21 protein-coding genes are annotated in these 22,853 nt (G+C 66.8%); 8 read left to right on the forward strand and 13 right to left on the reverse strand.

The features are described 5' to 3' along the window. Positions 1-47: 47 nt before the first annotated feature. Complete coding sequence (locus tag AC2ITM_RS20680; RefSeq protein WP_486470096.1) at positions 48-1,466, reverse strand: aminotransferase; 1,419 nt, start codon at positions 1,464-1,466, stop codon at positions 48-50. A gap of 69 nt (positions 1,467-1,535) precedes the next feature. Beyond that, the gene (betI, locus tag AC2ITM_RS20685; protein ID WP_486470097.1) at positions 1,536-2,150 is read right to left on the reverse strand and encodes a transcriptional regulator BetI; all 615 of its coding nucleotides are present in this window, start codon (positions 2,148-2,150) and stop codon (positions 1,536-1,538) included. Positions 2,151-2,441: 291 nt separating this feature from the next. Here betI and AC2ITM_RS20690 point away from each other — a divergent pair, with 291 nt between their 5' ends. The 5 genes from AC2ITM_RS20690 to AC2ITM_RS20710 are packed head-to-tail and all read left to right on the forward strand — an operon-like array spanning position 2,442 to position 9,539. Next, a complete protein-coding gene (locus tag AC2ITM_RS20690) occupies positions 2,442-4,013 on the forward strand; it encodes an ABC transporter substrate-binding protein (protein ID WP_486470098.1) in 1,572 nt (523 codons plus the stop codon). A gap of 10 nt (positions 4,014-4,023) precedes the next feature. Then, positions 4,024-4,995 (forward strand): ABC transporter permease, encoded by a 972-nt coding sequence (locus tag AC2ITM_RS20695; RefSeq protein ID WP_486470099.1) that lies wholly within the window; start codon positions 4,024-4,026, stop codon positions 4,993-4,995. A 6-nt stretch (positions 4,996-5,001) separates the two neighbouring features. Next, positions 5,002-5,901: an ABC transporter permease gene (locus tag AC2ITM_RS20700; RefSeq protein WP_486470100.1), complete on the forward strand. Its 900-nt coding sequence runs from the start codon at positions 5,002-5,004 to the stop codon at positions 5,899-5,901. Next, on the forward strand, positions 5,894-7,489 hold the full coding sequence (locus AC2ITM_RS20705; RefSeq protein ID WP_486470101.1) for an ABC transporter ATP-binding protein: 1,596 nt from the start codon (positions 5,894-5,896) through the stop codon (positions 7,487-7,489). Before AC2ITM_RS20700 ends, AC2ITM_RS20705 begins: the two co-directional genes overlap by 8 nt. Positions 7,490-7,496: 7 nt before the next feature. Further along, positions 7,497-9,539 (forward strand): oxidoreductase, encoded by a 2,043-nt coding sequence (locus AC2ITM_RS20710; RefSeq protein ID WP_486470102.1) that lies wholly within the window; start codon positions 7,497-7,499, stop codon positions 9,537-9,539. Here AC2ITM_RS20710 and AC2ITM_RS20715 read toward each other — a convergent pair. Genes AC2ITM_RS20715 through AC2ITM_RS20735 form a run of 5 tightly spaced genes read right to left on the reverse strand, consistent with a single transcriptional unit; the run spans position 9,527 to position 13,771 of the window. After that, complete coding sequence (locus AC2ITM_RS20715; protein WP_486470103.1) at positions 9,527-10,444, reverse strand: LysR substrate-binding domain-containing protein; 918 nt, start codon at positions 10,442-10,444, stop codon at positions 9,527-9,529. The genes AC2ITM_RS20710 and AC2ITM_RS20715 overlap by 13 nt on opposite strands. Before the next feature lie 25 nt (positions 10,445-10,469). Next, positions 10,470-11,306, reverse strand: coding sequence for an alpha/beta fold hydrolase (locus AC2ITM_RS20720; RefSeq protein WP_486470104.1), 837 nt, complete (start codon positions 11,304-11,306; stop codon positions 10,470-10,472). Beyond that, on the reverse strand, positions 11,303-11,683 hold the full coding sequence (locus tag AC2ITM_RS20725) for a hypothetical protein (RefSeq protein ID WP_486470105.1): 381 nt from the start codon (positions 11,681-11,683) through the stop codon (positions 11,303-11,305). The genes AC2ITM_RS20720 and AC2ITM_RS20725 overlap by 4 nt, the downstream gene beginning before the upstream one ends. Position 11,684: 1 nt before the next feature. After that, positions 11,685-12,854, reverse strand: a complete 1,170-nt coding sequence (locus AC2ITM_RS20730; RefSeq protein WP_486470106.1) for a muconate/chloromuconate family cycloisomerase — start codon at positions 12,852-12,854, stop codon at positions 11,685-11,687. A gap of 50 nt (positions 12,855-12,904) precedes the next feature. Then, positions 12,905-13,771: a dioxygenase family protein gene (locus AC2ITM_RS20735; RefSeq protein WP_486470107.1), complete on the reverse strand. Its 867-nt coding sequence runs from the start codon at positions 13,769-13,771 to the stop codon at positions 12,905-12,907. 237 nt (positions 13,772-14,008) lie between these two features. On the opposite strand from AC2ITM_RS20735, the gene AC2ITM_RS20740 reads away from it, so the two are divergent. The 3 genes from AC2ITM_RS20740 to AC2ITM_RS20750 all read left to right on the forward strand — a co-directional run bounded on the left by AC2ITM_RS20740 (position 14,009) and on the right by AC2ITM_RS20750 (position 17,093). Continuing rightward, positions 14,009-14,896: a LysR family transcriptional regulator gene (locus tag AC2ITM_RS20740; RefSeq protein ID WP_486470108.1), complete on the forward strand. Its 888-nt coding sequence runs from the start codon at positions 14,009-14,011 to the stop codon at positions 14,894-14,896. Between the two features lie 86 nt (positions 14,897-14,982). Continuing rightward, on the forward strand, positions 14,983-15,483 hold the full coding sequence (locus AC2ITM_RS20745) for a lactoylglutathione lyase family protein (RefSeq protein ID WP_486470109.1): 501 nt from the start codon (positions 14,983-14,985) through the stop codon (positions 15,481-15,483). 149 nt (positions 15,484-15,632) lie between these two features. Beyond that, positions 15,633-17,093, forward strand: a complete 1,461-nt coding sequence (locus AC2ITM_RS20750) for an alpha/beta hydrolase-fold protein (protein ID WP_486470110.1) — start codon at positions 15,633-15,635, stop codon at positions 17,091-17,093. Between the two features lie 36 nt (positions 17,094-17,129). Here the strand turns inward: AC2ITM_RS20750 and AC2ITM_RS20755 are convergent, their stop codons facing one another. From AC2ITM_RS20755 to AC2ITM_RS20780, 6 genes are all read right to left on the reverse strand, one after another. Next, on the reverse strand, positions 17,130-17,879 hold the full coding sequence (locus AC2ITM_RS20755; RefSeq protein WP_486470111.1) for an amino acid ABC transporter ATP-binding protein: 750 nt from the start codon (positions 17,877-17,879) through the stop codon (positions 17,130-17,132). 9 nt (positions 17,880-17,888) lie between these two features. Then, on the reverse strand, positions 17,889-18,974 hold the full coding sequence (locus AC2ITM_RS20760) for an amino acid ABC transporter permease (RefSeq protein ID WP_486470112.1): 1,086 nt from the start codon (positions 18,972-18,974) through the stop codon (positions 17,889-17,891). Between the two features lie 3 nt (positions 18,975-18,977). Continuing rightward, complete coding sequence (locus AC2ITM_RS20765; RefSeq protein ID WP_486470113.1) at positions 18,978-20,162, reverse strand: ABC transporter permease subunit; 1,185 nt, start codon at positions 20,160-20,162, stop codon at positions 18,978-18,980. Between the two features lie 58 nt (positions 20,163-20,220). Further along, positions 20,221-21,258 (reverse strand): amino acid ABC transporter substrate-binding protein, encoded by a 1,038-nt coding sequence (locus tag AC2ITM_RS20770; RefSeq protein ID WP_486470114.1) that lies wholly within the window; start codon positions 21,256-21,258, stop codon positions 20,221-20,223. Positions 21,259-21,357: 99 nt separating this feature from the next. After that, positions 21,358-22,107 (reverse strand): SDR family NAD(P)-dependent oxidoreductase, encoded by a 750-nt coding sequence (locus AC2ITM_RS20775; protein ID WP_486470115.1) that lies wholly within the window; start codon positions 22,105-22,107, stop codon positions 21,358-21,360. Then, positions 22,104-22,817, reverse strand: coding sequence for an SDR family oxidoreductase (locus AC2ITM_RS20780; protein WP_486470116.1), 714 nt, complete (start codon positions 22,815-22,817; stop codon positions 22,104-22,106). Before AC2ITM_RS20780 ends, AC2ITM_RS20775 begins: the two co-directional genes overlap by 4 nt. Positions 22,818-22,853: the final 36 nt, after the last annotated feature.

The raw sequence follows: 22,853 nt of genomic DNA on the forward strand, positions 1-22,853 counted from the left end.
GATCGGGGGCGGCCCGCGCCGCCCCCTTTTTCGTCAGACCGCTTTCGTCAGATCAGGCCTTCGGCGCGCACGGCGGCGGCGACCTCGGTGATGGCCTCGCGCAGGATCTTCACCATCAGGTCGACCTGTTCGCGGGTGATGATCAGCGCCGGAGACATCACGCACATCGACCGGATCGGCCGCACGATCAGGCCCTTTTCATAGCACAGACGGTCGATCCGCGCGGTGATCTTGGCATCCAGATCGGTCGAGATCCCGGCCGCGGGGTCGGTGACGATCTCGACGCAGCCCAGCAGGCCCTTGCCGCGCACATCCCCCACCAGATCAAGGCCCCTCAGCGTCGCCAGCTGCGCCTGGAAATAGGGCGCGACCTCGCGGACATGATCCAGCAGGCCATCGCCTTCGATGATGTCCATGTTGGCCAGGCCCGCGGCACAGGCGACCGGATGGCCGCTGTAGGTGTATCCGTTGGAATAATAGCTGGATTTCGACTTTTCACCGGCGATGCGCTCCAGCACCGCATCCGAGATCGCGAAGCCCCCCAGCGGCACGTAGCCCGAAGTCACGCCCTTGGCGAAGGTGATGATGTCGGGGGTGATGCCAAAGACCTCCTCGGAGGCGAACCAGTGGCCCAGACGGCCAAAGCCCGTCACCACCTCGTCCGAGATATAGAGGATGTCGTGCTTGCGGCAGACCTCGAGCGTGCGCTGGTGATAGCCCGCCGGCGGCACCAGGATCCCGCCCGAGGCCAGCACCGGTTCCGCGATGAAGCAGCCGATGCGATCGGCGCCAAGGGTTTCGATGCGCTCTTCAAGCTCGGCCAGCAGGTGATCGCAGAAGGCGGCCTCGTCCATGCCGTCGGGCCGGGTGAACATGTTGGGCGCCGACAGGAAGGAAATCGTCTCCATCTCAAGGTCGAAATTCGGCCGGTTGCCCGCACGCCCCGAGGCCGCGGCGGTCAGGTGGGTCGAACCGTGATAGCCGTCGATCCGCGCCAGGATGGTCTTTTTCTGCGGCCGCCCCAGCACGTTGTTGAAGAACTGCATGAAGCGCAGCGCGGAATCCACCGCCGAGGACCCCCCGGTGGTGAAGAACACATGGTTCAGATCCCCGGGCGTGACGGCGGCGATGCGTTCGGCCAGTGCCGCAGAGGGCCCGTTCAGGAAATACCAGGGCGAGGAATAGCTGATCGTCATGGCCTGGGCGGCGATGGCTTCGGCGATCTCGGGGCGGGCATAGCCCACCTGGGTGCACCACATGCCGGCCGGGCCATCCAGCAGCTTGCGGCCTTCGGAATCGAACAGCCAGGCCCCTTCGCCCCGGGTCAGCAGCGTGCGTTCGGGCTTGCCGCCCAGCTTGGCCATTTCCTCGGCCGGGCTGATCAGGTGGGCGCGCGCGGCCTCAAGCTGCGCGGGGCCGTTCCAGTCGGCGATCGCCTGGGCGGCGGTCAGGGTTGCATCCTTCATGGTCGTTCCTTCCTGTTGTCCCGCCGCAGGGCCATGCCCGGGCGGGGTTCTTTGGCGCCCCTTCGGGGATCAGAGATCCTGCGGCAGGGGGGCGAAATCCTGCGGGAACACGGCCGCGAGGAAGGCCAGGCAGGTGGCCTCTCCGGCGCGGCGCGCGGCGGGGCCGTTGCGCCCCGAAACATGGTTCGACAGCCAGATGCCGTCGGTGATGGCATAAAGCTGGTCCGCCACCATCTGCGCATCGCAGGGCGTGGCGCGGCGCAGGGCCAGCTGATGCACCAGATCGGTCATCATGCGGCGCGCGCCCTCTTTCAGCTCGCTGCAGCGGCGGCGATAGGCGGGCACGCGACCGGTTTCCGCCCAGAAGGCCATCCAGACCGCCAGATGCCGCGTCTTGGCCACCCGCGCGTCGAAATCGACCGCGATCAGCATCCGCAGACGCTGGGCCGGATCCTCGCCCGCGGCCGCCATGGCCTGGGTACAGATGGCCTCGTACTGCTCGACCAGATGGTCGAGCACCGCCAGCAGCATCCGGTCCTTGTTCTGGAAATGAAAGGCGATGACGCCGTAGCTGACGTTCGCCTCGGCGGCGATGTCGTTGATGGTGATTCCGGTCAGCCCATGCTTGGCGATGGCCTTCAGGCCAGCCTCCAGCAGCTGCTGCCTGCGAATTTCGCTGCGCACAGTAATCTGCTTTTTTTCTTTGGACTTAACCGTCATTCGTCGCACAACTATCTGGCATCGTTTCGTAAATCAGTCACATGAATCTGCTTGATCGATCAGATTCTTATTGACCGATTAAATATGCGTTCCGATAGTTACCCCTGTCAAACGAGAAAGGACTCCCCCGGCCCAACCGCCGGACGGCGCCTGAAAATCAGCCAGACCAAGGCTTTGCCGGACCCGTCCGGCCCCCGAGGACGGATCCACCGTCCCGGACCAGACACGCATGTCGTGCCCCAACAGGATGAACCGATGACCCGACCGACCCTTTCCCCCGCCACGACCCGACGACAGATCCTGGGCGGCTTCGGCGCCATGGCGCTGGCCGCCGGGATGCTGACCCTGCCCGCCAGCCGCGCCCGCGCCGAGGCCAAGCAGGGCGGCCGCGCGCGCTTTGCCATCAACGACGGGGCGCAGACGGATTCCCTCGATCCCGCGACCTGGCAAAGCTCGTTCACGCAGGTCGCCTATGGCGGCACGCTGTGCAATACGCTGACGGAACTGGCGGTCGATGGATCCGCGGCGCCGGATCTGGCGGAAAGCTTTGCCCATTCCGACGATCTGGCGACCTGGACCTTCCGCCTGCGCGACGGGCTGACCTTCCATGACGGCCGCGCCGTCAAGGCCAGCGACGTGGTGGCCTCCTTCAGGCATCACATGGGGCCCGACAGCACCTCGGCCGCGAAGGCCACCGTCGACACCATCACCGATGTCGTGGCCGAGGATGACCGCACCGTCGTCTTCACCCTGCAGGGCGGCAATGCCGATTTTCCCTGGCTGGTGGCCGATGTCCATCTGTCGATCTTCCCCGCGCAGGACGACGGCAGCATCGACTGGGCCTCGGGCGTGGCGACGGGGCCTTACAAGCTGGACAAGAACGCGCCGGGGGAAAGCGTCAGCTACAGCCGCAACGCGGCCTATCACAAGCCCGGCCAGCCCTATTTCGATACGGTCGAGTTCATCAACATCATCGACGTGACCGCCCGCACCAATGCCCTGATGACGGGCGAGATCGACTATATGGTCGATGCCGACATGAAGACCCTGCCGATGCTGGCGCGCAAGACGGACCTGGAGATCTCCAAGGTCGCAGGGCTGCGCCATTTCACCTTCTCGATGAACACCGAAGCCGCGCCGTTTGACGATCCGAACGTGCGCCTGGCGCTGAAATACGCCATCGACCGCGACACCATCGTCAAGAAAGCCTTCCTGGGCAATGCCAAGGCCGCCAATGACGATCCGCTGGCCCCGCAGATCCCCTTCGCCATCAACCCCCAGCCCATCCATGCCTACGACCCCGACAAGGCCAAGGAATACCTGAAAAAATCGGGCCTTGAGACGCTGAAGGTCGACCTTTCGGTGGCCGAGACCGCCTTTCCCAATGCCATCGACGCGGCGCTTCTGTTCAAGGACAGCGCCGCCGCCGCGGGGATCGAGGTCAATGTCGTGCGCGAGCCCGACGACGGCTATTGGGACAATGTGTGGATGGTGAAGGATTTCGTCGGCGTCGACTGGCTGGGCAAGCCCACGGCGGATGCGCTGTTCACCACCGTCTATGCCAGCACCGGCCCCTGGAACGACACCCACTGGAAGAACGACCGCTTCGACCAGCTGCTGATCGAGGGCCGCGCCGAGGCCGATCCCGCCAAGCGCCAGACCATCTATGCCGAGATGCAGCAGCTGCTGCATGACGACGGCGGCGCCATCGTGCTGGCCTATGCCTATTTCATCGACGCGATCTCGAAACGGATCGCCCACGGGCCGATCGGCAACATGCTGCAATGCGACAACTTCCGCATGGCGGAACGCTGGTGGACCGCCTGAGGAGACCGCCATGGCAACGCCCCTGATGCGCGCGCTGACCTCCCGGCTGGTGTCGGGGGCGGTGACGCTGCTGATCGTGTCGGTCCTGATCTTCTCGGCGGTGGCAGCGCTGCCGGGGGATTACGCCAAGGCCGCGCTAGGCCGCTCGGCCACGCCGGAAACGGTGGCGGCGCTGCGGGTCAAGCTGGGCCTCGACGCGCCGGCGCCGGTGCGCTACGTCAAGTGGATCGACAGCGCGGTGCATGGCGATCTGGGGCTGTCGCTGTCCTCGGGCGCGGGACAGCCGCGCAGCGTCACCTCGATCATCGGGCCGAAGCTGCTGAACACGCTGCGGCTGGCGGGGCTGACGGCGCTCTTTGCGGTGCCGCTGGCGCTGATCGGCGGGCTGCTGGCGGCGATGTTCCGCAATTCCTGGATCGACAGGGGGCTGAACCTGATCAGCCTCAGCTCGATCTCCTTCCCGGAGTTCTTCACCGCCTATGTGCTGATGCTGCTGTTCGCGGTGAAGCTGCCGATCTTCTATTCGACAGCGCGGATCAGTGACGACATGACCTCGCTTCAGGTGCTGGCGCGGCTGGCGCTGCCGATCATCACGCTGTCCTTCGGCATCATCGCCCACATGATGCGGATGACCCGGGCGGCGCTGATCAACGTGCTTTCCAGACCCTACGTCGAGATGGCCCGGCTGAAGGGCGTCTCGATGCTGCGGCTGATGCTGATCCATGCGCTGCCCAACGCGCTGGCGCCGATCGCCACCGTGGTGGCCTTCAACCTGGCCTATCTGGTCGTCGGCGTCGTCGTGGTCGAGGTCGTCTTTGTCTATCCCGGCATCGGCCAGGCGATGATCGACGCGGTGCGCACCCGCGACATTCCCGTGGTGCAGGGCTGCGCGCTGATCTTTGCCGCCACCTACATCCTTCTGAACCTCGCGGCGGACGTGATCGGCATCCTGTCGAACCCGCGCCTGTCGCACAGCCGCTAGGCCCGCATGACAGACCCGACCCTGACCACCCCCGCATTGCCCGACACCGGCTGGTGGGCGCAGACCCGCCGCCGCACGCTGGAGGGGCGCCGCCTGTTCCGCGCCGCCCCCCTGACCGGCAAGATCGGCGTGCTGGTGATCCTGGCCTATGTGCTGGTGGCGCTCTTTGCCCCGCTCATCGCCCCCCATGGCGAGGCCGAGGTCGTCTCGGACACGCCCTTTGCGCCCTGGGGCGGGGGCTTTCCGCTGGGCACAGACCAGCTGGGGCGCGATGTCTTCAGCCGGATGATCTATGGCGCGCGCAATTCCATGGGGATCGCGCTGATCACCACGGTGCTGGCCTTCGTGGCGGGGGGGCTGCTGGGCATCCTGTCGTCCATCGCGCCCCGCTGGCTCGATGTGTCGCTGTCGACGCTGGCGGATGCGCTGATGTCGGTGCCCCAGCTGATCTGCGCGCTGATCATGCTGGCGGTCTTCGGATCCTCGATCCCGGCGATCATCGGCATCATCGCGGTGCTGAACGCCACCCAGATCTACCGGCTGGCGCGATCCTCGGCGCAGGGCGTGGCGGTGATGGAGTTCATCGAGGCCGCCCAGCTGCGCGGCGAGGGCCTGGCCTGGATCGTGCTGCGAGAACTTCTGCCCAACATCCTGCCGATGATGCTGGCGGAATTCGGGCTGCGCTTCTGCTTCGTCTTCCTGACGATCTCGGCGCTGTCGTTCCTGGGGCTGGGCATCCAGCCACCGGCGGCGGACTGGGGCTCGATGGTGCGCGACACCGCGTCCTTCATCACCTATGGCGACGTGACGCCGCTGATCCCGGCCGCGGCCATCGCGGTGCTGACGCTCAGCGTCAATTTCACCGTCGACTGGATCCTGGACGGGACGGAGGACCGCCATGACTGAGCCCCTGCTGCAGATCCGCGGCCTGACCCTTGCGGGCGGGTCGAACGTGCTTCTGAAGGGCATCGACCTGGATCTGAGGCGCGGCGAGGTGCTGGGCATCATCGGCGAATCCGGCGCCGGGAAATCGACGCTGGGGCTGGCGGCCATGGGCCATTGCCGCCCCGGCTGCGCGATCACCGCCGGATCCGTGCGCTTTGACGGGCAGGAGCTGACGACGCTGCGCCCCGCCGCCCTGCGCGCCCTGCACGGCACCCGCATCGCCTATGTCGCGCAAAGTGCCGCCGCCGCCTTCAACCCCGCCCACCGCCTGCTGCCCCAGACGATCGAGACCGGCCTCTTGCGTCACCGCTTCGACCGCAAGACCGGCGAGGCCGCGGCGGTCGACCTGTTCACCCGGATGCAGCTGCCGGATCCCGGCCATATCGGCGCGCGCTTCCCGCATCAGGTCTCGGGCGGGCAGCTGCAGCGGGCGATGACCGCGATGGCGATGACCTGCCGACCCGATCTGATCATCTTCGACGAACCCACCACCGCGCTTGACGTCACCACCCAGCTGGAGGTCCTGGCGACCATCCGGTCCATCGTCGAGGAATTCGGCACTGCGGCCCTCTACATCAGCCACGATCTGGCGGTGGTATCGCAGATGGCGCATCGGGTGATGGTGCTGAAATCAGGCGCGCTGGTGGAACAGGCCCCCACGCGGCAGATGCTGGAGGCGCCGCAGCAGCCCTATACGAAATCCCTCTGGTCGGTGCGCCATCTGGCCAAGACCCCGGTCGCGGAGCAGCCGCCGCTGGTCGAGATCGCAAACCTTTCCGCCGCCTATGGCAAGCTTCAGGTGCTGCATGACATCACCCTGTCGGTGCCCAAGGGGTCCATCGTGGCGCTGGTGGGGGAAAGCGGATCGGGCAAATCGACGCTGGCGCGGGTGCTGGCGGGGGTGCTGCCGCAGGCGGCCGGGCAGGTGCGCTTTGCCGGCCAGCCGCTGCCGCCCGAGCGCAAGGCGCGCGGACGCGACCTGCTGCGCCGCATCCAGCTGATCTACCAGTCCGCCGACACCGCGCTGAACCCCCGCCAAAGCCTTGCGACACTGGTGGGCCGCCCGCTGGCGCTGCATCAGGGGCTGCGCGGCCCGGCCCTACAGGCCCGCGTGGCCGAGCTGCTGGAGATGGTCGGCCTGCCGCCCGCCCGCGCCCATGTCCGCCCCGGCGCCCTGTCGGGCGGCCAGCGCCAGCGGGTGGCCATCGCCCGCGCCCTGGCCGCAGATCCCGACCTGCTGATCTGCGACGAGGTCACATCCGCCCTTGACCAGCTGGTGCAGAAGCAGATCCTGGAACTGCTGCTGTCGCTGCAGAAATCCCTTGGCAAGACCTTCCTGTTCATCACCCATGACATCGACACCGTGCGCGCCATTGCCGATCATGTCGTCGTCATGCACCATGGCCGGATCGTCGAACAGGGCCCCACCCCCGCCGTGCTGGCGGACCCGCAACATGACTATACCCGCCGTCTGCTGGCCTCGGTGCCGCAGATGGACGCGGGATGGCTGACACGCATGACCGCGCCCACCGCAACTGCAACCTTCTGAGAAGACCATGAACGCCCCGATCCCCCGCGACCCGCTGCTGCACCCCCTCCGGCTGGGCAAGCTGACGCTCAAGAACCGCATCATGAGCACAAGCCACGCCATTTCCTATGGCGTCGATGGCTTCCCGCAGGAGCGCTACCAGCGCTATCACGAGGAAAAGGCCAGGGGCGGGCTGGCGCTGACGATGTTCGGCGGCTCCTCCAACGTGTCAAAGGACAGCGGCTCGGTCTTCGGGCAGCTGTGGGTGGGCGATGATGCGGTGCTGCCGCATTTCCGCCGCTTTGCCGAGCGCATCCATGCCCATGACACGGCGCTGATGTGCCAGCTGACCCATCTGGGCGGGCGCAGCCACTGGCGCGCCGACCGCTGGCTGCCGACCATCGCGCCCTCGCGCTACCGCGAACCGGCGCACCGCGGTTTCACCCGCGCGATGGAGCGCGCCGACATCGACCGGGTGATCGCCGATTTCGCCGCCGCCGCCTGGCGCTGCCGCGAGGCGGGCCTGGACGGGATCGAGCTGCATGTGCACGGCCACCTGCTGGGCCAGTTCTGGTCGCCCGAGGTCAACCTGCGCACCGATGACTTCGGCGGATCGCTGGAAAACCGCGCCCGCTTCAGCCTGATGGTGCTGGAGGCGATCCGCGCCCGGGTGGGGGATGATTTCGCCGTTGGTCTGCGCATGGCCGTGGGCGAGGGGCATCAGGGCGGCATGTCGGCCGATGAATACCTGGCGATGGGGCAGATCCATGCGCGCTCTGGCATGATCGACTTCCTGAACCTGACCCATGGGCGCATCGACACCGAACTGGGACGCGCCGAATACATGCCCGGCATGGCCGTGGGCCTGGCGCCGCAGCTGGATGCCGTGGCGGCCTTTCGCAAGCATGTCGATCTGCCGGTCTTCCACGCCGCCCGCATCATGGATCTGCCGACCGCCCGCCACGCCATCCGCGAGGGGCTGATCGACATGGTGGGCATGACCCGCGCCCATATCGCCGATCCGAAGCTGGTGCAGAAGATGCAGGCCGGGCAAGAGGCGCAGATCCGCCCCTGCGTCGGCGCCACCTATTGCTCGTGGAAGCGCGCCTGCCTGCACAATGCCTCGACGGGCCGCGAAGACACCCTGCCGCAGGAGATCGCCCCGGCGGAAATCCCCCTGCGCGTCACCATCGTCGGCGCGGGCATCGCGGGGCTTGAGGCCGCGCGGATCTGCGGCGAGCGCGGCCATGCCGTCACCGTGCTGGAGGCCGCACCCAGGGCCGGGGGTCAGGTGCTGCTGGCACAGACGCTGGACACCCGGCGCGATCTGGGCGGGATCCTCGACTGGCGGCTGTCGGAACTGGACCGCCTGGGCGTGCAGATCCGCTACGACTGCTATGCCGAAGCGCCCGAGATCGCCGCCACCGCCCCCGACGTGGTGATCCTGGCGACCGGCGGCCTGCCCGATCCGATGGAGGAAATCCCCGGCGCCCATCTGGCCACCCCCCTGTGGGAGGTTCTGGAAACCCCCTGCGAGGTCACTGGAACGACCCTGTTCTACGACGGCACCGGCACCAATACCGGCGCCTTCGGGGCCCAGACCCTGGCGCGCCGGGCGCAAGAGGCGGGCGGCCAGTTCATCCTGACCACCCCCGATCCGCAATTCGGCGCCGAGGTCAGCTATCTGGAACGCCCCTTCGCCCTGCGCGCGCTTTATGCGGCGGGCGCCCAGATCCGGCCCGACCTGCGGCTGGTCTCGGTCGCGCGCGACGGCAACGGGCTGCGCGTGCGGCTGGCCAATGACCTGACCGGCACCGAGCAGGAGATCCCCTGCGACCGTATGGTGCTGGAACGCGGCACCCTGCCGATGGAGGAGCTGTATGACGATCTGGTGCCTGCCTCGCTGAACAAGGGGGCCGTGGATCTGGATGCGCTGGTCGAGGCCGCGCCGCAGATCCGTCCCACGCCGGGCAGCGGCGATTATGTGCTTTACCGCATCGGCGATGCGGTGGCGGCGCGCGACATCCATGCGGCGGTGCTGGATGCGGCGCGGCTGTGCTACAGGCTGTAGGCCGCGGGATCCGTCTGTGCGCCGCGGGTAAAGCGGCGCACGATGTCGAAAAAGTTCATCACCTGCGGCCGCCGGTTGTCGCGCCGCGCCTGGATCGTCAGCGAGGTGCCGGGGTTAAACCCCTCGTAGGGGCGAAAGAACACCCCCGGGCGCTGCACATGGGCGACGCTTTGTGGCACCAATGACAGGCCCACGCCCACCGACACCAGGCTGATCGCGGTCTGGTAATCCTGCGCAAAGACCTGGTCGCGGGGGGTGAAGCCCGCGCCCTCGCAGGTTTTCAGCACATGATCGGCAAAGCTGGGACGGGGGCGGCGCGGATAAAGGATGAAGGTCTCGGCCGCCAGATCGGCCAGCCGGATCGGCGCCTTCTGATGGGCCAGCGCGGCGGTGTCGGGCAGCGCCAGCACCAGCGGTTCCTCGATCAGCAGGGCCGCGCGGAAATCCTCGCCCTCCAGCCGGGGCCGGGCGATCGCCAGGTCGATGTCCTGACGGATCAGCGCGCTTTCCAGCTCGGCATTGTTCATCGCCTGCAGCGACAGGTCGACATTGGGATAATGCGCCCGGTAGGATTTGATCAGCACCGGCATCGGCCCGTGGGTGGCCGAGCCCACGAAGGCGATGCGCAGCCGCCCGGCGCCGCCCTGACCGATCAGCCGGACCTCTCTCCAGGTGCTGTCGAGGCGTTCCAGCAGGTCGCGGGCGCGTTCCAGTAGGACCTCTCCGGCGGGGGTCAGCCGGACCTGGCTGCGCGAGCGGTCGAACAGCTGCGCCCCCAGATCGGCCTCGAGCGCCGCGATCTGGCGCGACAATGGCGGCTGCGCCATGCCCAGACGTGCGGCGGCGCGGCCGAAGTGCAGTTCCTCGGCCACGGCGACAAAATAGCTCAGGCGTCTCAGTTCCAAGGTGGCTCCCCCCTTGCGGGGACCGTCAGGCCACCTTCGCCAGCGCGTCCAGGAAATGCGGGCGGAAGCGGGCGGGGTCCTCGCTCATGGGAAAATGGCCGATCCCGGGCATGACGGCAAGGGTGGCGCCGGGGATGGCGGCGGCGGTGCGCTGCGCGTCCTCGGGGGTGCAGGTCATGTCGTATTCGCCGACCATGATGTGCACCGGGGTCCGTGCCGTGTCGATGCCCCCCAGCCGCCCCACCAGACTGTCGTCGCGGGTGTAGAAGCTGAGGTCGCCGCGGAACACCCCCGGCCCCGATTGCATGAACATCCACTGGGTGTTCCAGCGCTCGGCCTCGGGCGCGCAGGGGGCGATATTGGCCGAAACCAGCGCCGCGCCCATCTCTCCGCCATGGGCATCGGGGCGATGGAACCAGTCGATGTCGTACCAGGCGGGCTGGAAATCGCTGGCCTCGATGGCGATGAAGCCCTTGAAGGGCGCGGGGTGGTGCAGCGCCAGTTGCAGCGCGATCCGCCCCCCCATGGAACAGCCCGCATAGACCGGATTTTCCAGCCCGAGCGCCGCGACCATCTTCAGCACCACTTCGATGTAGAAGGCGGTGGTCAGCAGGTATTCCTCGGTCTGCCAGCCCTCGGGGGGCAGGGATTTGCCGTGCCAGGGCATGTCGATGGCGATGATCCGGTGGTCCTTCGTGATCTCGGCATCATTCAGGATATGGCGCCACTGCCGGGTGTCGGCGCCGGCGGTGTGAAAGCAGATGACGGGCTGGCCCTGGCCTGCTTCCTCGAAGTAGATGCGGTGGGCGCGGCCTTCGATATCCAGCGTCAGATAGCGGCCGATGATCGGTTCGATGCTCATGCGGCCCTCCCCAGAGCCATGAATTCCTTGAAGAAACGCAGGTTCTTGACCAGCGTCAGGATGTCCCCCTCAATGCGCCCGCGACCGGTTTTGACAAAGCCGAAGATGTCGTGGAAACCGGGTTCGGGGATCTGCTCCCAGAATTTCTCCAGCGCCGCGCGATCCACCCGCAGCGCGAACCGCCAGGGGATCTTGCGCGAGGGGCCGGGGGTGATCGTTTCCAGCGCGCCGCGGTGGAAGGTCAGATACAGTTCCTCTCCGTCCACCTCGATCAGCACGGTTTCCGAGAAGAGCGCGCCCAGGCGTGCCAGATGCGGCCGGGTGGCCAGCCCCCGGCCCATCGCGGCAAAGCGGGGCAGCAGATCGCTGTCGGGCATGTCAGTCCTTTCTTTCACAGGCGGCGATCCGGTCGAAATCGGGCGTCACCCCCAGGCCCGGGCCCTGCGGCAGGTGGACCTGGAAATCGTGGTAACGCAGGGGGTCCTGCACCAGATCGTCGACCAGGATCTTGGGGCCGAAATGCTCGGTCCCCCATTCCAGTTTCGGCAGGGTGGCAAAGACATGCAGATGCCCCGCCGCCCCGAGAGAGCTTTCCAGCAGGCAGCCGCCGTACATCTGCACGCCGCGCGCCGCAGCAATCCCGGCCACCCGTTTCAGATTGTGGGCCGAGCCGTGCTTGCACAGTTTCAGCGACAGGACCGAGCCGGTGGCGGCGGTGCTTTCGCGCGCGGCCTCGGCCAGGGTCGAGACGCTTTCATCCATCATCACCGGGATCGCGGCGCGGGCGGCAATGCGGGCGCTGGCCTCGGTCTGGCCGGCGGCGATGGGCTGTTCGATCAGGCTGACGCCCAGATCCGCCAGCACGGGCAGATAGCGGATGCACTCGGCCTCGGACCAGGCCTGGTTGACATCGGCCACCAGCATCGTGCCCGTGGGCAGCGCCTTTTGCAGGGCCGCCAGACGCGCCAGATCGGTCGCCGGATCGGCAAAGCCCAGCTTGATCTTGAAGCGGTTGAACCAGCTGCGGTCGATCATCTTCTGCGCCTCGTCGACCTCTTGCGCGGCATCGCCCGAGGCCAGCGCCCAGATCGCGTCGAACCGCGTGCGCACGGCGCCGCCCAGCAGCACATGCGCGGGCACCCCCAGCGTCTTGCCCATCGCATCCAGCAGCGCCATGTCGATGGCGGACTTGGCGGTATAGTTCCGTTTGGCGGCACCATCCATCTTCAGCGTCGCGGCCTCGGGGCAGCAGGCGGGATGGCCCAGCAGCGCGGGCGCAAGATAGGCGTCGATATTGGCCTTCATCGCCTCGACGCTTTCCTCGGCCCAGCGGGGGCCGCCCAGGGTCGAGCCCTCGCCATAGCCGGTGACGCCGTTTTCCAGCGTGACCTCGACGAAGACATAGCCCTGATGGCTGACGGAGGTGTTCGACAGGCGGTGACGGCGGGTGGTGGGCGCCTGCAGGATGCGGGCACGGATCCGGCGGATCGCCGTGTCGCGCATCAGATCGGGCGTGGCGCCCGTGGCAAGGGGTTGGACAAGGGACATGGGGCGTTCTCCGGCGGGGGCGGCCCTTGCGGGGGCCGCCCGGGGGGGCCTTATTCCGCGGCCTGCGCCAGCAGCGCGTTGTTGCGGATGACGAAATCGAAGGTCATAACGAAATCAGTATCGGCACCTTCGGGGGCGGGCTTCAGCTCTCCGATCAGGTCCTCCTTGACGGCAAAGACCGAGTCATTGTCGAGGTAGTCGGTTTCGCTGTCGTAGATCTGGCTGATCAGCGTCTTGTAGCCGTCCTTCATCACCATGAAGTGGATATGGCCCGGCCGCATCGGGTGGTGGCCCATGTATTTCAGCAGCTCGCCCGCCGCGCCGTCATAGGGGATCGGATAGGGCACGGGGCGGATGCCGACGAAATCGTAGCGCCCGTCGGGGCCGGTTTCGAAGCGGCCGCGCAGATTATAGTCGGGCTGGTCGGGATCCTGCTGTTCGTAAAGGCCGTTCGGCGCGTCCTCCCAGACGTCGATGGTGACGCCCGGCACCGGATGGCCGTCGGTGTCGCGCACCTGACCGGTGACGCGGACGGTCTGCTGGCCGTCGAAATCCTTCTGGATGATCGAGGCGCCCATCGGCAGAACCGGCGGGTTTTCCCGGTAGAACGGCCCCAGCACGGTCGAGATCGTCTCGTTATGGGTGGGCTTCTTGTCCAGCATGTCGGCCAGAACCTCGACGCCCAGAATGTCCGAGATCAGGATGAATTCGTTGCGCGCATCATCCGAGATGTCGCCGGCGCGGCGCAGCCATTCGGTGGTGGCCATCCATTCGTCATAAGTGACGTTGGCCTCTTTCATGAAGGCATGGACATGCGCCAGGGCGCATTCCAGGATCTCGCGGTTGCGGGCGGGAATATCCGGCCCGAGCGAGGCGATGACGGCTTCGGTGATGTTTTCCAGGGTGATGTTGCGCATGACGTCTCCTCCCGATCAGTGCGGCTTGGGGGGAAGATGCGCGGACGGGCGCGGCCAGGCAATGCCCGCGCCGGTATCCTTTCATACCCAAAGGGTATCAGAATCCATAAGGGAATGCCCTGCAGGTATGGGTTTCCAATTTATTAACATAAGTTTCGTTATCAGGGCCGCAGCACTGGACGCGGCCGGTTACATTTTTTATCATCGTGACAAAAAACCATAACGGTTGAGAATGTGATGCTGAACGCCCTCTGGCTGCAGACCTTCGTTGCGCTGTGCGACACCGGCCATTTCACCCGCGCTGCCGCCCGGCTGAACATGACCCAGCCCGGGGTCAGCCAGCATCTGAAAAAGCTCGAGGCGCAGCTGGGCCAGACCCTGCTGGCCCGCGACGGCAAAAGCTTTACCCTGACCCCCGCGGGCGAGACCCTGCTGGCCATCGGCCGCCGCCGCCAGGCCGAGGAACAGGCGCTGAAGGCCAGCCTGCAGCACGACGATCCCGACCGCGGCCGGGTCGCGGTGGGCTGTTCGGGCTCGATGGCGCTGCTGCTTTACCCCCGGTTCATGACGCTGATGGCGGATGCCCCGGCCCTGAACCTGTCGCTGGAGGCCGCGCCCCAGCCCCGGGTGATCGAGGGCGTTCTGTCGGGCGCCTATGACCTGGGCATCGTCGATCACGCGCCAGGCCATCCCCGGCTGGAGGGCACCCGGATCGGCCAGGATGCGTTGTGCCTGCTGCTGCCTGCGGGGATGCAGGCCCCCGCGCGGCTGGCGGATCTGGACGCGCTCGGCTTCATCGCCCATCCCGACGGCTTTGCCCATGCGGACGAGCTGCTGGGGGCGAACTATCCGCAGGACTATGCCGGCGCCGACCGGCTGGTGCAGCGCAGTTTCATCAACCAGATCGGCCAGATCCCCGACCCCGTGGTGCGGGGCCTGGGCTACACGATCCTGCCGCAAAGCGGGGTCGATGCCTTTGCCGGGCGCGAGCGGCTGACCATCGCCCTGCTGCCGCATCCCGTGCGCCACGACCTGTGGCTGATCTGTCGCCGCAACCGGGTGCTGGCCGCCCGCATCCTGAAAGTTCGCGCCGATATCGAAGCCGCTCTGTCCAGAAAGACATGACATAGCTTTATCATTTTCAGGACAAATGATAATTTGAGCGCCTCTGGGCCCCGCGCCATATCAGCCTCGAACCACATGAGGCCGACATGACCCAGACACCCCCCCGCACCTTCTCGCACATCGGGCTTTCGGTGCCCGACCTTGACGCCGCCGTTGCCTTTTACCGCGACGTTATGGGCTTTTACGTCATCATGGAACCGACCCGGATCTCGGAAGATGACAGCGACATCGGCGTGATGTGCAACGACGTCTTCGGCCCCGGCTGGGGCAGCTTCCGCATCGCGCATCTGTCGACAGCCGACCGGATCGGCTTTGAACTGTTTGAATTCCCGCAGAATTACCAGCCCGAGGACAACCTGCCCCATCGCCAGGTGGGCCTGTTCCATTTCGCCATCCAGGACCCCGACCTGGAAGGCCTGCTGGCACGCATCATCGCCGCCGGTGGCCGCCAGCGGATGCCCGTGCGCGAATACTTCCCCGGCCAGAAACCCTATCGCATGGTCTATGTCGAGGACCCCTTCGGCATCGTCTTCGAGCTCTACTCTCACAGCTACGAACTGACCTATTCGGCTGGCGCCTACGCCTGAGCACGCCCCGCACCCGGCGGGAACCTGCCGGGCCTGCCCCCCGTCCCAAGCTTGACACAGCCTGCGTGCCGGATCAGAACTCATAAACGGTACCACATTGTACCAATGAATTCCGACGGCCCCGGGGGGCAGGACGCAAGGAGCAGCGCATGACCCATTTCTCCAGACGCAATTTCATGTCGGCCGGGATCGCCCTGGCCTCGGTCAGCGGGCTGGGCCTGCAGGCGGCGCGGGCGCAGAACGCCACCGGCTTCATGGCGGCGGCCAGCGCCATGCCGGGCGGCCCGAAGGCACCGATGAACCCCGGCCTGCAGGGCATCACCGCAGTTTGCGAAATCACCGGCGGCGGCGAGAAGGTCTATGCCGTCGCGGTCGAATACGACACCGAGATCGACCCCGAGAGCCTCTCGGTTGATACCTATGCGACGGGCGTGGTGCCCGCGGCCAAGGGGTATTTCCCCGGGATGCCCGACGGGCCCAGCAAGGACGACACCACTGCCACCGCACAGCCGCGGGCGGCCGTTGCGGTCTATACCAACGCCCAGGCCGCGCGGCTGGCCGAGCGCACCAGCGTCCCCGGCCGCTTCGTCATCGCCGAATTCGCCCATGACGAGGACCTGTCGATCCCCACCACCGACAGCGAGAAGGTCACCCTGACCCAGCTGAAGGACGTGCGCACCACCAAGGGCGCCACCTACGCCGCCGCCGACAAGGAATGGAGCAACGCCGGAGACCGCGGCAACAGCGTCAGCATCCGTGGCCTGGATGGCTGGGAGCAGAACCACTGGTGGTGGGACGACAGCCGCTCGGCCTGGCTGGAATACAGCATCTACCTGCCGAAATCCTTCCTTGAACCCGGCGGCGAGGAGAAATCCTATCCGCTGATCCTCGCCGTCACCCATTCCGGCACCAGCTATGACGGCACCTGCGAGGAAACCCTGACGGAAACCGTGATCGCCAGCATCTGGGGCACCGAAGAACAGCAGGCCCGCCAGGAGGCCGTCGTCATCACCCCGCGCTACGAACGCACGACGATGAACGATTACTGGGAACACACCGCCGACGTGGAAAACACCTACCGGCTGGTGGAAACCCTGCTGAAGAACACCTGGAATTACGGCAACCCGAACCTGGACGACCGCCGTGACAAGGTGCTGAAAATCGACCCCAAGCGGGTCTATTGCACCGGCTGGTCGATGGGGGCGATGACCTCGCTCTGGCTGATGGCCGAGCACCCCGAAACCTTCGCCGGCGGGCTGATCATCGCCGGCCAGCAACGCCCCGAGGACGTCAAGACGCTGGCGCAGCAGAACCTGCTGATCATCACCGGCTCGGACGACGGCAAGGCCACCCCCTGGAACGAGAAATGCGTGCCCGTCTGGGAACAGGGCGGCGGCAAGGTGACGCGGCCCGACAGGCTGCTGGACCCCGGGCTGATCTTCCCCGTCGATGACCAAAAGGACCTGACCAGCCAGGTCGACGGCTATCTGGATCAGGGCGGCAACATCACCTTCCTGACCTTCGACCGCGTCGATCACATGGCCTCGGCGCGCAAGTTCTTCTACATCCAGGCCGCGCGCGACTGGCTGATGAAACAGGTCAAGGCCTGACGCACCGGCGGGGTCCGGCGCCCCGCCCCGTTGCCCTCAATGCCCCAGCACCTGGGCCAGAAAGGTCCGGGTGCGCTCGTTTTGCGGCGCGGTGAAGAAGGTCTCGGGCGGGGCCTCCTCGACGATCTCGCCGCGGTCCATGAAGATCACCCGATCCGCCACCTGGCGGGCAAAGCCCATCTCGTGGGTGACGCAGATCATCGTCATCCCCTCGGCCGCCAGAGAGGTCATCACGTCCAGCACCTCGGCGATCATCTCGGGGTCGAGCGCCGAGGTCGGTTCGTCGAAAAGCAGCACCTCGGGCTTCATGCACAGCGCCCGGGCGATGGCGACGCGCTGCTGCTGGCCGCCCGACAACTGGCCCGGAAACTTGGCCGCCTGGTCGGGAATGCGCACCTTTTCCAGATAGCGCATGGCGGTGGCCTCAGCCTCGGCGCGGGGAATGCCGCGCGCCAGCATCGGCGCCAGGGTGCAGTTGTCCAGCACGCTCATGTGCGGGAACAGGTTGAAATGCTGGAACACCATGCCGACCTCCCGGCGGATCTCGTCGATGCGGTCCAGGTCGTCGCCCAGTTCGGTGCCCAGCACCCGGATGCTGCCACCGTCGTGTTCTTCCAGCCGGTTGATGCAGCGGATCATCGTCGACTTGCCGGACCCCGACGGGCCGCAGACCACCACCTTTTCGCCCCGCGCCACCTTCAGGTTGACCGAGCGCAGCGCATGGTAGCTGCCGTAGAATTTCTGCATGTCGCGGATTTCCACCGCGGGGGATCGGGGATCGGTCATGGGATACTCCTAGCGCGCGCCGGTCGACAGGCGGCGTTCCAGATAGGCGCCGTAGCGGGACAGTCCGAAGACGTAGACGAAATAGATGGCGGCGACGAAGACGTAGACCTCGACGAAGGCAAAGCTCCAGTCTGCGGTGCCATAGGCCGCATTCCCCGATGCCATCAGGTCGAAAAAGCCGATCACCACCACCAGAGAGGTCTCCATGAAGGTGATGACGAACTGGTTGATGGTGGCGGGCAGCGCATGGCGAAAGGCCTGCGGCAGCAGGATACGGGTGACGCGGTGGCGATAGGACAGGCCCAGGGCGCGGGCGGCTTCGTCCTGGCCAGTGGCCACGCCCTGCATGCCGCCGCGGATGATCTCGGCCTGGTAGACGGCAAAGAACAGCGTCGCCCCGGCGATCACCCGGTACAGCTTTTCGCCGATCAGCAGATCCGGCAGCATGAACGGCAGCACGATGGCGAAGGTGAACAGGATCGACACCAGCGGCAAGGAGCGCACCGCATCGATGACCAGCCCGGTGGTGCGGGCGATCCACGGCAGGCGGGCATTGCGCAGCAGCGCCAGGCAGATCGCCAGCGGCATCCCCAGCAGCGCGATCGAGGTGAAGATGAACAGCGTCAGCGCCAGCCCGCCCCATTGCTGTTCCTCGACCGGCACCAGCCCCAGGATGCCGCCCTTCATCAGCGTGAAGAAGACCGCATAGCCGGTGATCCACAGGCCCGCCAGGCGGCGGGCGGTCCAGGCGCGGGGCAGGCAGCTGGCCAGCATGGTCAGCGTCACCGCCCCGCAGGCCAGTCCCGAGCGCCATTGCTCGGCATAGGGATAAAGCCCGAAGAGGATCAGCCGCCAGCGGTTGGCGATCACCGACCAGCAGGCGCCGCCATGGGCGCGGCAGTCCGGCTGGCGCGCGGCGGGATCGAAGGTGGCATGCAGCAGCCCCCAGTCCAGCACCACCCAGCCGCCGCGCAGCAGCAGCAGCAGCGACAGCACCGTCACCAGCGCCGATCCCGGCGAGCCGAAGAAGGCGCGCCGCAGCCGGCGCCAGGGCACCCGGGCCATGGGGCGGGGAATATCGGCAGTCACGCGCATCGGTCAACTCCGCAATTGGGTGCCCTTCAGCGCCACCGCCCGGTTGAGACGGTTGAACAGCCGGGCGAAGGTCAGGTTGATCAGAAGGAAGCTGCCCATCAGGATCATGATGAATTGCAGCGTCTGGCCGGATTGCGTGATCGAGGTCGTCACCACCATGAAGATGTCCGAATAGCCCACCACGATGCCCAGCGTCGTGGCCTTCATCAGCCAGACATACTGGTTCGCCAGGATCGGCAGCATCGCCCGCAGCGCCAGCGGCAACTGGACCCGGGCAAAGACCTGCCCGGCGCGCAATCCCAGGGCCCGGGCGGCCTCGGTCTGGCCACGGCCAACGGATTTGAAGCCACCGCGGACGATCTCGGCGATATAGGCGCCGCCATAGACGGCAATGGCGAAGGTCAGGGTGTAGACCTCGGGCTGCAGGCGCAGGCCGCCCCGGATATTGAGGCCGCTGAGGGCGGGCCATGTCACCCAAGGGCTGCCCGGCGCATGACCCAGCACCGCCACCAGACCCGCCAGCAGCAGCCCCGCCAGCAGGACCGACAGGCGAAGGCTGCTGCGGCGGCGGGCCGGCAGACGGCGGAACCGGGCGCTGCACAGGCTGACGATCCAGGCCACCAGCAGGGCAGCCAGAAGCAGGCAGATCAGCGCCATCGCCCAGCCCGCCAGCGCCAGCCCCGGCAGGTAGACCCCCCGGTTGCTGATCAGCACCGGCCCCAGCGGCAGCGCCTGGCGCGGCCCCGGCAGGCCATTGGCCAGCGTCGCCCAGAAGAAGATCTGCACCACCAGGGGAATGTTGCGGAAGGTCTCGACGTAAAGGGTGCCGATCAGCCGCGCCATCGGATTCCCCGAGATCCGCGCCAGACCGACGACCCCGCCCACCAGCGTCGCGCAGACCAGGCCCGCCAGGCCCAGCACCAGCGTGTTCAAAAGCCCCATCAGCAGGTACCAGGCATAGGGATCGGACCGGTTGGTGGGCAGCATCGCCACGGTCATTTCCCAGCCGGTGGCCTTGTGCAGAAAGGCCCAGGACATGTCGATGCCCTGCCGGGCCAGGTTATCGCGTGCCTCAAGCACGCCGATCAGCACCAGCGCCAGCAGCGCCGCCACATAGGCCATCTGCAACCCGGCCCGCCGCAGCTTCTGGCTGCGCAGGATGGATCGGGGCAAAAGGGTCGGGATCATGGAGCGCCTCCCTCCGAAAAGGGGCCTTTCCGGGACGGGCCCGGAAAAGCCCGCAGCCTCAGTCGATCAGCAGCGGATAAAGCACACCGCCCTGGTTCCACAGCGCCGTCAGCTCGCGCTGCATCTTGTAGGGGCTGCCCTGGCCCAGGTCGCGATCGAAGATCTCGGCGTAGTTGCCGACCGTCTTGATGACATTGTAGGCCCAGTCATCCGACAGCCCCAGCGGCGCCCCAAAGCCCGGCGTCGCGCCCAGCATCTTGCCCACCTCGACCGTCGGCGGATCGGCCCGCATCTGGTCGACATTCTGTGCGGTGACGCCCTCCTGCTCGGCGAACAGCAGCACCGACAGCGTCCAGTTCGCAATATCAAGCCAGCGGTCGTCGCCCTGGCGCACGATCATCACCTCGGGTTCCACCGCCAGCACGTCGGGCAGCAGCACATGGGCCTCGGGGTCGGCGGATTGCGACCGTGCGATGGCCAGCACCGGGCCCCATTGCGCATAAAGATCGCACCGCCCCGAAAAATAGGCATCCTCCAGCTCTTCGGTCTTTTCGATGGCGACGGTCTGCAGATGGATCCCCAGCTTTTGCGCATAGGAGGCCACCTGCTTTTCCTGGCTGGAGCCCGCCGGAATGCAGATCGTACCGCCATCGGCATCCTTCAGGCTGGTCAGGCCCAGCTCTTTGTGGGCCATCACCTTGGTGGTGCCCAGATAGTAGGAATTCGAGAACTGCAGGCCCAGCTCGGTATCGCGCGAGAAGGTTCCGCCCGAGGCCTTGATGATGATATCGACATCGCCCGACTGCAGCGCCGGCCAGCGCTGTGCCCAGCTGAGCGGCACGATCTTCATGTGGCCCTCGGCAGTGCCGAAGATGGCGGCCGTCATCGCCTTGCACAGGTCAATGTCGAGGCCCTTCCAGTTGCCCTTGTCATCGACCTCGGCAAAGCCCAGGTACGAGCCGGTGTGACCGGGGCAGTTCAGCGTGCCGCGCGCCTTGACGGTCTCCAGCGTCGGGCTGGTCTCGGCCAGGGCCGGGGCAGCAAGGCTCAGTCCCAGGCCCGCGCTCAGCAGGCCTGCGGTCAGGATCTTCTTCATGTCGGATCTCCCGTTGGTCTTGTTTATTGGACGCAGTTGTCGGGACGCCCGGGAGACCCGGGCGCCGGTACCTTCCGTTCAGGGGGACGGAAATTCAGCTCAGGCGTAGATATAACCGCCTGAAACAATGATGTTTTCACCGGTCATATAGGTGTTTTTCGGCCCGCCGGCCATCAGCACCCATTCGGCCATCTCGCGCGGGGTGCCGCCCCGGCCCAGCGGGCTGGCGCGCGCAAGCTCCGGCAGGAAGCCAAGCGCGCGCGCCTTCTCGGTGGCCATGCCCGCGGGGGCGACGGAATTGACCAGAATGCCATCGGGGGCGACCTCATGCGCCATCGAGCGCGTCAGGCTGACCACGGCGGCCTTGGTGGCGGCATAATGGGCATTCTGCGGATGCGCCTTGAAGGCATCGACCGAGGTGATGTTGACGATGCGCCCGCGCACCGGATCCCCCGCCCCCTGGGCACGCATCTGGCGGATCGCCGCGACCATCATGTGATAGGTGCCCTTCACGTTCACCCCGTTCGAGGCATCCCAATCGGCATCCGTGATCTCAAGGATCGGCTTGCGCGGAAAGATCGCGGCCGAGTTGATCAGCGTGTCGACCCGGCCCAGTTCCGCCGCAATCTGCGCGAAGGCGGCATGGGCATCGGCGCCGATGCTGATATCGCAGGCGGCATGGGCCGCCTTCAGCCCGGCGGCGCGCGCGGTACCGGCCACCGCCGCCGCGCCTTCGGCGTTCAGGTCGATGATGCCGATGCCCGCAGCCCCGGCCTCGATGGCCATTTCCGCCAGCAGGGCGCCAAGCCCCGCGCCGCCGCCGACGATCACGACGTTCAGATCCTTCATGTCTTCGCTCCGGTAGAAAGACCCTGACGGGTCGGGACAATATCAAGGCGCGGCACGCTGGCATGGTCCGGCAGGGCCAGCACCGCCAACACCATGGCCGCCACATCCGCGGGCTGCACCGCCTGCCCGCCTTCGTACATCCGCGCGCGCACATCCTCTGGAAGGATCGCACGGTAGAGGTCGGTCTCGATCCGGCCGGCGACCAGTTCGCTGACCCGGACGCCATGCGGCGCCATGTCGAGGCGCAACGCCTGGGCAAAGCCGCTCAGCCCGGCCTTGGTGGCGCAATAGGCCGCCAGATTGGCAAAGGGCGCGTGGCCCGCGGTCGAACCGGTAAAGAAGATCTGGCCCCGGCCGCGTGCCACCATCCCCGGCACCACCAGCCGCGTCAGCGCGATCTGCGCCCCAAGGTTCACCGCCAGCGCCTGGTCCAGATCTGCCTGGTCGGCCTCGTGGAAGGGCCCCATCGGTGGCATGATGCCGGCATTGTTGACCAGCACGTCGATCTGCCGCCCCCCGACCGCCCGGGCCAGCCCGGCACGGTCGGTGATGTCGCAGGCCAGCGGCGTGATCCCCGGCGTCTCGGCCAGCGCCGCCAGTCGCCCGGCATCGCGGCCAAGCGCGATCACCTGATAACCTGCGCCCGCCAGACTGCGCGCAATGGCCTGCCCGACGCCACTGCTGGCGCCGGAAACGAAGGCGGTGTTCATCAGAACCTCTTTCTGTCGGAGATGAGCTTGCTTGCC

This window comes from Pseudooceanicola sp. NS-SX9 (genome assembly GCF_057380705.1).

Bases quoted from the DNA above. Each gene is read 5' to 3' on its own strand.
- AC2ITM_RS20760 (WP_486470112.1), bottom strand. From the start codon at position 18,974: ATGCGCGTGACTGCCGATATTCCCCGCCCCATGGCCCGGGTGCCCTGG.
- AC2ITM_RS20775 (WP_486470115.1), bottom strand. From the start codon at position 22,107: ATGAAGGATCTGAACGTCGTGATCGTCGGCGGCGGCGCGGGGCTTGGC.
- AC2ITM_RS20750 (WP_486470110.1), top strand. From the start codon at position 15,633: ATGACCCATTTCTCCAGACGCAATTTCATGTCGGCCGGGATCGCCCTG.
- AC2ITM_RS20700 (WP_486470100.1), top strand. From the start codon at position 5,002: ATGACAGACCCGACCCTGACCACCCCCGCATTGCCCGACACCGGCTGG.
- AC2ITM_RS20730 (WP_486470106.1), bottom strand. From the start codon at position 12,854: ATGTCCCTTGTCCAACCCCTTGCCACGGGCGCCACGCCCGATCTGATG.
- AC2ITM_RS20770 (WP_486470114.1), bottom strand. From the start codon at position 21,258: ATGAAGAAGATCCTGACCGCAGGCCTGCTGAGCGCGGGCCTGGGACTG.
- AC2ITM_RS20710 (WP_486470102.1), top strand. From the start codon at position 7,497: ATGAACGCCCCGATCCCCCGCGACCCGCTGCTGCACCCCCTCCGGCTG.
- AC2ITM_RS20765 (WP_486470113.1), bottom strand. From the start codon at position 20,162: ATGATCCCGACCCTTTTGCCCCGATCCATCCTGCGCAGCCAGAAGCTG.
- AC2ITM_RS20725 (WP_486470105.1), bottom strand. From the start codon at position 11,683: ATGCCCGACAGCGATCTGCTGCCCCGCTTTGCCGCGATGGGCCGGGGG.
- AC2ITM_RS20780 (WP_486470116.1), bottom strand. From the start codon at position 22,817: ATGAACACCGCCTTCGTTTCCGGCGCCAGCAGTGGCGTCGGGCAGGCC.
- AC2ITM_RS20690 (WP_486470098.1), top strand. From the start codon at position 2,442: ATGACCCGACCGACCCTTTCCCCCGCCACGACCCGACGACAGATCCTG.
- AC2ITM_RS20695 (WP_486470099.1), top strand. From the start codon at position 4,024: ATGGCAACGCCCCTGATGCGCGCGCTGACCTCCCGGCTGGTGTCGGGG.
- AC2ITM_RS20680 (WP_486470096.1), bottom strand. From the start codon at position 1,466: ATGAAGGATGCAACCCTGACCGCCGCCCAGGCGATCGCCGACTGGAAC.
- AC2ITM_RS20705 (WP_486470101.1), top strand. From the start codon at position 5,894: ATGACTGAGCCCCTGCTGCAGATCCGCGGCCTGACCCTTGCGGGCGGG.
- AC2ITM_RS20740 (WP_486470108.1), top strand. From the start codon at position 14,009: ATGCTGAACGCCCTCTGGCTGCAGACCTTCGTTGCGCTGTGCGACACC.
- AC2ITM_RS20755 (WP_486470111.1), bottom strand. From the start codon at position 17,879: ATGACCGATCCCCGATCCCCCGCGGTGGAAATCCGCGACATGCAGAAA.
- AC2ITM_RS20735 (WP_486470107.1), bottom strand. From the start codon at position 13,771: ATGCGCAACATCACCCTGGAAAACATCACCGAAGCCGTCATCGCCTCG.
- AC2ITM_RS20720 (WP_486470104.1), bottom strand. From the start codon at position 11,306: ATGAGCATCGAACCGATCATCGGCCGCTATCTGACGCTGGATATCGAA.
- AC2ITM_RS20745 (WP_486470109.1), top strand. From the start codon at position 14,983: ATGACCCAGACACCCCCCCGCACCTTCTCGCACATCGGGCTTTCGGTG.